This window comes from Streptomyces sp. NPDC054863, assembly GCF_053610825.1.
In genome coordinates, this window is the sequence record NZ_JBSGZD010000294.1 from 1 (window position 1) to 9962 (window position 9962).

Consider the following 9962-nt stretch of genomic DNA (forward strand, 5'->3'; position numbering starts at 1 on the left):
CCCTGGTGAATCCACACACACCGGCTTCCACGAAGTGGAGATTTCTGGACCGGTATCGGACCTGGAGGGCCTGGCGGGCGCCCGAAGACCCCAGCCCATCCACGCGCCCGGCCCCGGCGTAGTGGCACCGGATCACGTCGACCGTGACCCCCGTCCCACCCCGCCCCGCCCTAACGGATCGGCATGCCCGACAGCGTCCGCGCGATCACCAGTCGCTGGATCTCGCTCGTGCCCTCGAAGATGGTGTAGATCGCCGCGTCCCGGTGCATCCGCTCCACCGGGTACTCCCGCGTGTAGCCGTTGCCGCCCAGGATCTGGATCGCCTGCGCGGTCACCTTCTTGGCGGTCTCGCTCGCGTACAGCTTGGACATCGAGCCCTCCGCCGCGGTGAACGGCTTGCCCGAGACCGCCATCCAGGAGGCACGCCACACCAGCAGGCGGGCGGCGTCGATCTGGGTGCGCATGTCCGCCAGTTGGAAGGCGATGCCCTGGTTGTCGATGATGGGGCGGCCGAACTGCTCGCGGGTCCTGGCGTAGTCGAGGGCGACCTCGTAGGCCGCGCGCGCCGTACCGACGGCCATCGCACCGACTGCGGGGCGGGATGCCTCGAAGGTGGCCATGGCCGCGTTCTTCACGCGTTCACCGCCGCCCTTGGCCGCCCGCTCGCGGGCCCTCGCCAGGCGCTCGTCGAGCTTTTCCTTGCCGCCGAGGAGGCAGGAGCCCGGGATGCGGGCGTCCTCCAGGACCACCTCCGCCGTGTGCGAGGCGCGGATGCCGTGCTTCTTGAACTTCTGGCCCTGGGAGAGCCCTGGGGTCGCGGGCGGGACGATGAAGGAGGCGTGGCCCTTGGAGCCGAGGGAGGGGTCGACGCAGGCGACGACCACGTGGACGTTGGCGATGCCGCCGTTGGTCGCCCAGGTCTTGGTGCCGTTGAGGACCCACTCGTCCTTCGCCTCGTCGTACACGGCGCGGGTGCGCATTGCCGCGACGTCCGAGCCCGCGTCCGGCTCGGACGAGCAGAAGGCGGCGAGCTTCACGTCGTTCGCGTCGCCGTACATCTGGGGTATCCAGGTGCCGATCTGCTCCTCGGTGCCGTTGGCGAGGACGCCGACCGCGGCCAGGCCCGTTCCGACGATGGAGAGCCCGATACCTGCATCGCCCCAGAACAATTCCTCCATAGCCATGGGGACGCCGAGGCCCGTAGGGTCGAAGTACTGCTGGGCGTAGAAGTCGAGCGAGTAGATTCCGACCTTGGCGGCCTCCTGGATCACCGGCCAGGGCGTTTCCTCACGCTCGTCCCACTCCGCTGCGGCCGGGCGCATCACATCCGCGGCGAAACCGTGGATCCAGTCCCGGACCTGCTTCTGGTCGTCATTGAGATCGAGCGTGAACTCGGCCATGTCCCCTCCAGCGCGTGCAAGTTACTTGCGGTAACCCCGAGTGTGTTACCCGCGAGTAGCCCCTGTCAACAGTCGGCCCGACAGTCGGCCGCCGACGGGCAGTGTTACGTTGCGCGGGCGTCACGGAACGGAATCACCTGGGCGGGGAGAGCACACGATGGAGACCACACAGCAGGCCGGATCGCAGCGGTCGAGTGCCGAGACCCGGCGGCGCGAGCTGCTCGAAGCCGCGGACCGGGTGGTCCTGCGGGACGGCCCACAGGCCTCCATGAACGCGATAGCGGCCGAGGCGGGCATCACCAAACCGATCCTCTACCGGCACTTCGGCGACAAGGGCGGCCTCTACCGCGCCCTCGCCAAGCGGCACACCGATGCACTGCTGGCCGCCCTGCGCGCCGCGCTGGACGCCCCCGCCGAGCGGCGCGAGCGGGTGGAGCGGACGCTCGACACCTATCTCGCGGCGATCGAGTCCCGCCCGCAGGTCTACCGGTTCCTGATGCACCCGGCGGAGGACGCCACCACCCCGCAGCCCGAGCAGGGCTTCGACGTGGGCCGTCACTCGGCGCCGCTGCTGCGGCGGATGGGCGAGGAACTGGCCGAGGTGATCGCCGAGCGCGTAGACCTCGGCCCGAACAGCGAGCAACTGGCCCGGGTCTGGGGCCACGGCATCGTCGGCATGATGCACGCGGCCGGCGACTGGTGGCTCGGCGAACGTCCTTGCTCCCGCGCCGAGTTGGTGAGCAGCCTGGCCGATCTGCTGTGGGGACGGCTCGCGGCTGCGGGCGACCGGCCGGGCGGCCCGGGGTTCTGACGCAGCACCACCGCACAACGCCACCGCGCAACGCCACCGCCACCGCCACGCAGCAGCACCGCACCGCCGTCTCGACACCACCGCACAGCCCCGGCCTCGTACCGTACGAACGCCTCGCACGAACGCCTAGGCGGTACGCCCCCACGGCGCCCTGCGCACCGCCCGCTGCACCTTGGCCCTGCGCCAGCCGGTGAGCCGGTCCGGGTAGACCAGCCCGTCGAGGTGGTCGCACTCGTGCTGGAGGCAGCGGGCGAAGAACCCGGTGCCGGTGATCGTGACCGGCTCGCCCGTCATGGTGAAGCCCTCGACGACCGCGTGGTCGAAGCGCGAAGTGCCCGCTTCCAGACCCGGCAGGGAGAGGCAGCCCTCCGGGCCGCGCACGGCGGGGCCGTCGGCCTCGACGAGGCGGGGGTTGACGACGTGACCGAGGTGGCGGACGTCCTCGTCGTCGGGGCAGTCGTAGACGAAGACGCGCAGGGACTCCCCGACCTGGTTGGCGGCGAGGCCGACGCCCTCGGCCGCGTACATCGTCGAGAACAGGTCCTCGATCAGTCCGGCGAGGGCCGGACCGAAGTCGGTGACCGGCTCGCAGGGGGCGTGCAGGACGGGGTCGCCGAGCAGCGTCATCGGGCGTACGGTGCCGGAACTGCCGGGAATGGGACGGTGTCGCATGGCCGCAAGCGTACGTTCCTCAGCAGGTCACGTACCGTCGAGCCTGGTCCGCGCCCTTCCCCACGGGTGCCGCGGTTCGGGCACGCGGCGGGATCTCGATAGGCTGAGCCCCGACTGTTGACCGGTGGACCTGGGGCAAGTGCGGCGCCGGATGCAAGGAGGATCAGTGACGATGGCAGGCAACACGGAGCCGTTGTCGCCGCGGGCCAAGCTGGCCGTGACGGCAGGCAAGGCCGCGGCGGCGGTGTCCCGCGCCGCGGGGCGCGGCAGCGGTTCGGTGATCGGCGGCAAGGTCGCGCTCAGACTCGACCCGGACCTGCTGGGACGACTCGCAAACCACCTGGACGTGGTGCTTGTCTCGGCGACCAACGGAAAGACGACGACGACCCGGCTGATCGCGGAGGCCCTGCGGGCCAGCGGTCCGGTCGTCTCCAACGCGCTCGGCGCCAACATGCCGGCGGGCATCACCTCCGCCCTGGCGGGCGGCTCGGACGCGAAGTACGGCGTGATCGAGGTCGACGAGAAGTACCTCGCAGGGGTGGCGCGCGACGTGACGCCGAAGGTGATCGCGCTGCTGAACCTCTCCCGAGACCAGCTCGACCGGGCCGCGGAGACGCGGATGCTGGCGGAGAAGTGGCGTGAGGGCCTTGCGGGTTCGAAGGCCGTCGTCATCGCCAACGCCGACGACCCGCTGATCGTGTGGGCGGCGTCCTCGTCGCCCAACGTGGTGTGGGTGGCGGCCGGTCAGGAGTGGAAGGACGACGCGTGGTCGTGCCCCTCCTGCGGCGGTGTGATGCAGCGTCCGGGCGACGACTGGTTCTGCGGCGAGTGCGGTTTCCGCCGTCCGACGCCGAGCTGGGTGCTCTCCGGCGACCACGTCCTGGACCCGCACGGCTCCGCGTGGCCGATCCACCTCCAGCTGCCGGGCCGCGCCAACAAGGCGAACGCGGCCACCTCCGCGGCCGTCGCCGCGACCTTCGGCGTACCGCCGCAGGTGGCGCTGGAGCGGATGTACCAGGTGCAGGCGGTGGCCGGACGGTACGACATCGTCCAGTTCCAGAACCGTGAACTGCGGCTGCTGCTCGCGAAGAACCCGGCCGGCTGGCTGGAGACCTTCTCGCTGATCAACCCGCCGCCGACGCCGGTGATCCTGGCCGTCAACGCCCGTGGCGCCGACGGCACCGACACCTCCTGGCTGTGGGACGTCGACTACACCCGGCTCGCCGGTCACCCGATCTTCGTGCTCGGCGACCGCAAGCTGGACCTGGCGGTACGGCTCGAAGTGGCCAACCTGGACTTCCGGGTGTGCGAGACCCTCGACGAGGCCGTGCAGCTCGCGCCGCCCGGCCTGATCGAGACGATCGCCAACTACACCGCGTTCCAGGACCTCCGCCGCCGCGTCGGCAACTGACAGAAACCGCAGAGGATCATGACTCGAATGAACGACAGCAGTCTGCGGCTGGTCTGGATCTACCCGGACCTCCTCAGCACGTACGGCGACCAGGGCAACGCCCTCGTCGTCGAGCGCCGGGCCCGGCAGCGCGGCCTGGACGTGCAGCGCGTGGACGTCCGCAGCGACCAGCCCATCCCGACCTCGGGCGACATCTACCTGATCGGCGGCGGTGAGGACCGCCCGCAGCGACTGGCGGCCGAGCGGCTGCGCAAGGACGGCGGTCTCAGCCGCGCCGTGTCCAACGGTGCGATCGTCTTCTCCGTCTGCGCCGGTTACCAGATCCTGGGCCACGAGTTCATCAACGACCTCGGGCAGCGGGAGCAGGGTCTCGGTCTGCTCGACGTGGTCTCCACCCGCGGCGAGGGCGAGCGCTGCGTCGGCGACGTGCTCGGCGACATCGACGGCCCGTTGAACCTCCCGCAGCTCACCGGCTTCGAGAACCACCAGGGCGTCACCCATCTCGGCCCCACCGCCCGCCCCTTCGCCCGGGTCCGCCTGGGCAAGGGCAACGGCACGGGGGACGGCACCGAGGGCGCGTACAACGACACCGTCTTCGGTACGTACATGCACGGCCCGGTGCTGGCCCGCAACCCGCTGATCGCGGACCTGCTGCTGAAGCTGGCCCTCGACGTGAACGCGCTGCCGCCGACGGACGACCGCTGGTACGAGGCGCTGCGCGCCGAACGCATCGCGAGCGCCGCGCAGCCCGCCTGACGCTGATTCACGGCGTCCGTCCTCCGCACGGAGTACGTCCACCCGTTGGACGCCCGGTTCGGTCCCGTCACCCCGCGCTTGTAGGGTGACGGGACCCGCCCGGACGACGTGGTCCGGTCATTCGGCCCACGTTGCAAAGGTATTCGCGCCATGCGCATTGGTGTCCTCACCTCCGGCGGCGACTGCCCCGGCCTGAACGCCGTCATCCGCTCCGTCGTCCACCGTGCCGTCGCCGACCACGGCGACGAGGTCATCGGCTTCCACGACGGCTGGCGGGGCCTCCTGGAGTGCGACTACCGCCCGCTCGACCTGGACGCCGTCAACGGCATCCTGGCCCGCGGCGGCACCATCCTCGGCTCCTCCCGCGTCCAGCCCGCACACCTGCGGGGCGGCGTGGAGACGGCCCGCGGGCACGTCGCCGACCTCGGTCTCGACGCGATCATCCCGATCGGCGGCGAGGGCACCCTGAAGGCGGCGCACCTGCTCTCCGAGGCGGGCCTGCCCATCGTCGGCGTACCGAAGACCATCGACAACGACATCGCGTCGACGGACGTCACCTTCGGCTTCGACACCGCGGTGGGCGTCGCCACCGAGGCGCTGGACCGGCTGAAGACCACCGCCGAGTCCCACCAGCGCGTGCTGATCGTCGAGGTCATGGGCCGGCACACCGGCTGGATCGCGCTGCACTCCGGGATGGCGGCGGGCGCGCACGCCATCGTCGTCCCCGAGCGGCCCTTCGACATCGGGGAGCTGACCGAGCTGGTCGGCAAGCGGTTCTCGGCGGGCAAGAAGTTCGCGATCGTGGTCGTCGCGGAGGGCGCCAAGCCGCGCGAGGGGTCGATGGAGTTCGACATCGGCAAGAAGGACCAGTACGGGCACGAGCGCTTCGCGGGCGTCGCCAACCAGCTCGCGATCGAGCTGGAGGAGCGCCTCGGCAAGGAGGCCCGCGCGGTGATCCTCGGCCATGTCCAGCGCGGCGGGACCCCGACCGCGTACGACCGGGTGCTCGCGACCCGCTTCGGGTGGCACGCGGTGGAGGCGGCGCACCGCGGCGAGTTCGGCATGATGACGGCGCTGCGCGGCACGGACATCGAGATGGTGTCCCTGGCCAGTGCGGTCGAGGAGCTGAAGACGGTTCCGGTGGAGCGGTACGCGGAAGCCGAGTGCGTTCTCTGAGGCCCCGTGCCCGACGGACGCATGCCTCCGGACGGACGTATGCCTGACGAACTGCCCCCGGTCGCCGACGCGGCCGGGGGCAGTTCTACTCTGGACCGGACAACCGGCACTAATCAGGAGTCAGCGGATGGACCACAGCGGGCACGGCATGAACATGGATCTGCCGCCGTTCACGCTGGGACGGGGCCTTGAGCTCTCCCCCGATCCCTTCTTCCTGATCGGCTGCCTGACGGCGCTCGCCCTGTACGGGTGGGGCGTGGTGCGGCTGCGTCGGCGCGGCGACGGCTGGCCGGTCGGACGGACGGTCTTCTTCGTCATCGGCGTGCTGACCGTGCTGCTGGTGATGTGCACCAAGATCAACGACTACGGCATGGTCATGTTCAGCGTGCACATGGTGCAGCACATGATCGTCAGCATGCTGTCGCCGATCCTGCTGCTGCTCGGCGCCCCGGTGACGCTGGCGCTGCGCGCACTTCCGGTGTCGGGGCGCGGGCGCAAGGGTCGCAAGGGTCCGCGCGAACTGCTCCTGGCGCTGCTGCACAGCCGGTACATGAAGATCATCACGCACCCGGCGTTCACCATCCCGCTGTTCATCGCGAGCCTGTACGGCTTCTACTTCACCCCGCTCTTCGACATGCTCATGGGCAATGCGGTCGGGCACGTCGCGATGATGGTGCACTTCCTCGCCGTCGGCCTGATCTTCTTCTGGCCGATCATGGGCGTCGACCCGGGGCCGCACCGGCCGGGTTACGTGATGCGGATGCTGGAGCTGTTCGCGGGCATGCCCTTCCACGCGTTCTTCGGCATCGCGCTGATGATGGCGACGCAGCCGATGGTGGAGGCGTACAAGAACCCGCCCGCCTCGCTGGGCATCGACGCGCTCGCCGACCAGAACGCGGCGGGCGGCATCGCCTGGGCGTTCAGCGAGATCCCGTCCGTGCTGGTGCTGATCGCGCTGGTCTTCCAGTGGTACCGCTCCGAACAGCGCGTGGCGCGGCGTTCGGACCGGGCGGCGGACCGGGACGGCGACAAGGAGCTGGAGGAGTACAACGCGTACCTGGCTTCGCTGCGGGCGCGGGGCGGCGCGTCGTAGGCACTGCGGCTGTTCAGGCGCACAGCTGTAGCGGTGGCGTGCCCCGGCGGGTGACGATGGCCCTCCACTCGGAGTGAGGGGGCGCGCATGTCCGGTTCGCCGAAGTCGATGGGACTGCTCACCGTAGGAACGCTGGTGGTCGTCACCGCGTACACGGCCACGATGGGCAGCAACGGCTGGCTGTGGTTCGGCTGGGTGGTGCTGCTGCTGGCCACCGTGGGAACGGCGGCGACGACGCGGGGCCGCTGAACGGGGGGGCGGCCACGCGTCGTACAGGGCGCCCCGGGGCGGTCAGAACGGGGCGCTCGGCGCCGGACCGGCAGGGCAACGCACGCTCAGAACCGGAACACCGGTCCGGTCTCCGCGTCGAGCAGGCAGGCGTTGCTGAAGGTCTTCTCCCAGTGGACGGTACGTCCGCGCCAGGTGCCGTCCGCCGTCGCCGTCACCGGGTCGTACTCCTTGGTGCACGGGTGCGGGTCGCCCCGCAGTGCGTCGAAGTCGCCGCGTGCCCAGGTCAGGGCGGAGCACGCGGCCTGCGCCTCGGGGTGGGCACCGCCCGGCCGCGGCGAACAGCGCAGGCCGACGCCGCGGATCCAGGTGCCGTCCGTGCCGGCGACGGTGAGCAACAGGCCCCTCTGGGGGGCGGGGTGGCTCTCGGCGACGGCGGTGGCCGCCGGGGCGAGGGCGAGCAGGGCGACTGCCGTGACGGCTGCGGAGCGGATGCGCATGGGGCCTCCAGGTCGGGAACGGGGTGTCGGGAAGAGCGCACCCGCCGCCGCGGGCCCCGCCAACCGGCCACGCCGTCCACCGCTCCGCCGTCGCCCGTCCGGGGGCGCCGCGTTGCCCCACCTGGTCCCTTCCGGAGCTCGCTCGGCCCCCTGCTCGAAGCGTCCTGGGGGCCGTCGGAAGTGACGTACCGTACACACATGATCGTATTCGCGCCGGCCGGAGTCTTCCTGCTGGCCCTCGCCGTCAGCATGCTGCGCGACCGACGACGTCTGCGGAACGGCGTCTACCTGGTCTTCGCCCTCTTCTTCGCGCTCATCGGCGTGATGCTGAAGGCGGGGCAGACGCATCCCCGCCTCGCGGGCGCCTTCGCCGCGGTGCTCCTCCTGCTGGCCGTGTTGTCCGCGCTGACCCTGGCCGTGTTCCTGATCAGGAACGGTCTGACGATGGTCCGCAAGGAGGGCCGGAGCCCGGCCAATCTCCTCTCGCTGCTGGCGGGCCTGGGCATCGTCGGGCTCTCCGTGATGCTCGTCGCGACGCTCGCGACCGGCTCGCGCACGCTGGGCACGGTGACGGTGGTCGCGGTCCTGGTCGTCGGTTACGTGTCGTTCCTCTTCACCTGTTTCCTGCTGTACTCGCTGCTGTACGGCTGGTTCAGGCCCCGGGGCCGTCTCGACTTCGTCGTCGTGCTGGGTTCGGGACTGATCCGCAACAAGGTGCCGCCGCTGCTCGCGAGCCGGCTGAACAAGGGCCGTGCGCTGTACGACGCCCAGGTCGCGGCCGGCGGGAACCCGATGATGGTCACCTCGGGCGGGCAGGGCCCGGACGAGGACCGTCCGGAGGCGCAGGCCATGGCGGAGTACCTGGTCGAGGCGGGCGTACCCGAGGACCGGATCCTCCAGGAGGGCAGGTCCCGCACCACGGAGGAGAACCTGACCTTCAGCGGCGCCATGATGCGCGACGCGGACCCCGGCTACCGGTGCGTGGTCGTCACGAACAACTACCACGCCTTCCGGGCCGCCCTGATGGCCCGCAAGACCCACATCAACGGCCAGGTGATCGGCTCGCCCACGGCCCGCTACTTCTGGCCGAGCGCGGTCATCCGGGAGTTCGCCGCGGTCTTCATGGGGCACAAGGTGATCAACTTCGGGATGTGCGCGCTGCTGGTCCTCATGGGCTCGCTCTCCGGCCTCGCCTGATCCGCCCGCGGGGCCCGGCCACGGATCGCGTACGTGGCCGGGCCCCGCGGCGTGTTTCGGCCGTTGCCGTCGCGGCCGTTGCGTCCCTTCGGAGGGCGGGCATGATGCCGGGTGGACATCGCAGTCGATTCCGGTGCTTGGCCGGACGTCGGGAGTTCGCTCATGCGTATGCCTCGGGCCGTCACTGCGGCAGCGGCCACCGTCCTCTGCGGGACGGCCGTCGCCTGCGGAGGAACCGACGGGGACAAAGGGAGCAGGGAGGGCAGAAGCACGCTGACGATCGCGGTCAGGGACGACCTCCCCGGCATCGCGATGCGGACCCCCGACGGTGTGTACGAGGGCTTCGACATCGACGTCGCGACCTACGTCGCGGGGAAGCTGGGCGTGCCCGCGAGCAGGATCAGGTGGAAGGCCGCGGTGCCGGCCGAGCGGGAGAATCTGCTCACCCGCGGGGACGTCGACCTGGTGATCGCCTCCTATTCGATCACCGAGCAGCGCAAGCGGAAGGTCAGCTTCGCGGGCCCCTACTTCCTGGCCCACCAGGACCTCCTGGTCCGCGCGGACGACCGTTCCATCCGGAGCGCCAAGGACCTCAACCGCAAGAAGCTGTGTTCCGTGACCGGCTCGACGTCCGCGCAGAACGTGAAGAACAAACTCGCCCCCGACGCCGACCTCCAGGAGTTCGCCTCCCCCACGGAGTGCCTGACGGGCCTGGAGA

11 protein-coding genes are annotated in these 9962 nt (G+C 70.7%); 8 read left to right on the forward strand and 3 right to left on the reverse strand.

Annotated features, from left to right (window positions below):
• Positions 1 to 170: 170 nt before the first annotated feature.
• A complete protein-coding gene (locus ACWGIG_RS32575; RefSeq protein WP_453325291.1) occupies positions 171 to 1400 on the reverse strand; it encodes an acyl-CoA dehydrogenase family protein in 1230 nt (409 codons plus the stop codon).
• A gap of 157 nt (positions 1401 to 1557) precedes the next feature.
• Between ACWGIG_RS32575 and ACWGIG_RS32580 the strand changes: the two genes are divergently transcribed.
• The gene (locus tag ACWGIG_RS32580; RefSeq protein WP_453325292.1) at positions 1558 to 2211 is read left to right on the forward strand and encodes a TetR family transcriptional regulator; all 654 of its coding nucleotides are present in this window, start codon (positions 1558 to 1560) and stop codon (positions 2209 to 2211) included.
• Positions 2212 to 2337: 126 nt separating this feature from the next.
• Here ACWGIG_RS32580 and def read toward each other — a convergent pair whose 3' ends face one another.
• Positions 2338 to 2883, reverse strand: coding sequence for a peptide deformylase (gene def / locus ACWGIG_RS32585; protein WP_453325293.1), 546 nt, complete (start codon positions 2881 to 2883; stop codon positions 2338 to 2340).
• 172 nt (positions 2884 to 3055) lie between these two features.
• Between def and ACWGIG_RS32590 the strand changes: the two genes are divergently transcribed.
• The 5 genes from ACWGIG_RS32590 (at position 3056) to ACWGIG_RS32610 (ending at position 7568) form a co-directional block, all read left to right on the forward strand.
• Positions 3056 to 4294: a MurT ligase domain-containing protein gene (locus tag ACWGIG_RS32590; RefSeq protein WP_453325294.1), complete on the forward strand. Its 1239-nt coding sequence runs from the start codon at positions 3056 to 3058 to the stop codon at positions 4292 to 4294.
• A gap of 27 nt (positions 4295 to 4321) precedes the next feature.
• On the forward strand, positions 4322 to 5050 hold the full coding sequence (locus ACWGIG_RS32595; RefSeq protein ID WP_453325295.1) for a type 1 glutamine amidotransferase: 729 nt from the start codon (positions 4322 to 4324) through the stop codon (positions 5048 to 5050).
• A gap of 150 nt (positions 5051 to 5200) precedes the next feature.
• Complete coding sequence (locus ACWGIG_RS32600) at positions 5201 to 6226, forward strand: 6-phosphofructokinase (protein ID WP_453325296.1); 1026 nt, start codon at positions 5201 to 5203, stop codon at positions 6224 to 6226.
• A gap of 127 nt (positions 6227 to 6353) precedes the next feature.
• Positions 6354 to 7319, forward strand: coding sequence for a cytochrome c oxidase assembly protein (locus ACWGIG_RS32605; protein ID WP_453325297.1), 966 nt, complete (start codon positions 6354 to 6356; stop codon positions 7317 to 7319).
• 87 nt (positions 7320 to 7406) lie between these two features.
• Positions 7407 to 7568 carry a hypothetical protein gene (locus ACWGIG_RS32610; protein WP_453325298.1) on the forward strand — a complete coding sequence of 54 codons (162 nt, stop codon included), beginning with the start codon at positions 7407 to 7409 and terminating at the stop codon, positions 7566 to 7568.
• A gap of 86 nt (positions 7569 to 7654) precedes the next feature.
• Here the strand turns inward: ACWGIG_RS32610 and ACWGIG_RS32615 are convergent, their stop codons facing one another.
• Entirely contained in the window at positions 7655 to 8047 is a 393-nt protein-coding gene (locus ACWGIG_RS32615) for a subtilase-type protease inhibitor (protein ID WP_453325299.1), read from the reverse strand.
• A 198-nt stretch (positions 8048 to 8245) separates the two neighbouring features.
• Between ACWGIG_RS32615 and ACWGIG_RS32620 the strand changes: the two genes are divergently transcribed.
• Positions 8246 to 9244 (forward strand): YdcF family protein, encoded by a 999-nt coding sequence (locus tag ACWGIG_RS32620; RefSeq protein ID WP_453325300.1) that lies wholly within the window; start codon positions 8246 to 8248, stop codon positions 9242 to 9244.
• Positions 9245 to 9406: 162 nt separating this feature from the next.
• Positions 9407 to 9962: transporter substrate-binding domain-containing protein (locus ACWGIG_RS32625; RefSeq protein WP_453325301.1), on the forward strand; the 556-nt coding region annotated here is incomplete at its 3' end.

Excerpts from the sequence above, each read along its gene's own strand:
- ACWGIG_RS32575 (WP_453325291.1), bottom strand. The coding sequence starts at position 1,400 with ATGGCCGAGTTCACGCTCGATCTCAATGACGACCAGAAGCAGGTCCGG.
- ACWGIG_RS32580 (WP_453325292.1), top strand. The coding sequence starts at position 1,558 with ATGGAGACCACACAGCAGGCCGGATCGCAGCGGTCGAGTGCCGAGACC.
- def (WP_453325293.1), bottom strand. The coding sequence starts at position 2,883 with ATGCGACACCGTCCCATTCCCGGCAGTTCCGGCACCGTACGCCCGATG.
- ACWGIG_RS32590 (WP_453325294.1), top strand. The coding sequence starts at position 3,056 with ATGGCAGGCAACACGGAGCCGTTGTCGCCGCGGGCCAAGCTGGCCGTG.
- ACWGIG_RS32595 (WP_453325295.1), top strand. The coding sequence starts at position 4,322 with ATGAACGACAGCAGTCTGCGGCTGGTCTGGATCTACCCGGACCTCCTC.
- ACWGIG_RS32600 (WP_453325296.1), top strand. The coding sequence starts at position 5,201 with ATGCGCATTGGTGTCCTCACCTCCGGCGGCGACTGCCCCGGCCTGAAC.
- ACWGIG_RS32605 (WP_453325297.1), top strand. The coding sequence starts at position 6,354 with ATGGACCACAGCGGGCACGGCATGAACATGGATCTGCCGCCGTTCACG.
- ACWGIG_RS32610 (WP_453325298.1), top strand. The coding sequence starts at position 7,407 with ATGTCCGGTTCGCCGAAGTCGATGGGACTGCTCACCGTAGGAACGCTG.
- ACWGIG_RS32615 (WP_453325299.1), bottom strand. The coding sequence starts at position 8,047 with ATGCGCATCCGCTCCGCAGCCGTCACGGCAGTCGCCCTGCTCGCCCTC.
- ACWGIG_RS32620 (WP_453325300.1), top strand. The coding sequence starts at position 8,246 with ATGATCGTATTCGCGCCGGCCGGAGTCTTCCTGCTGGCCCTCGCCGTC.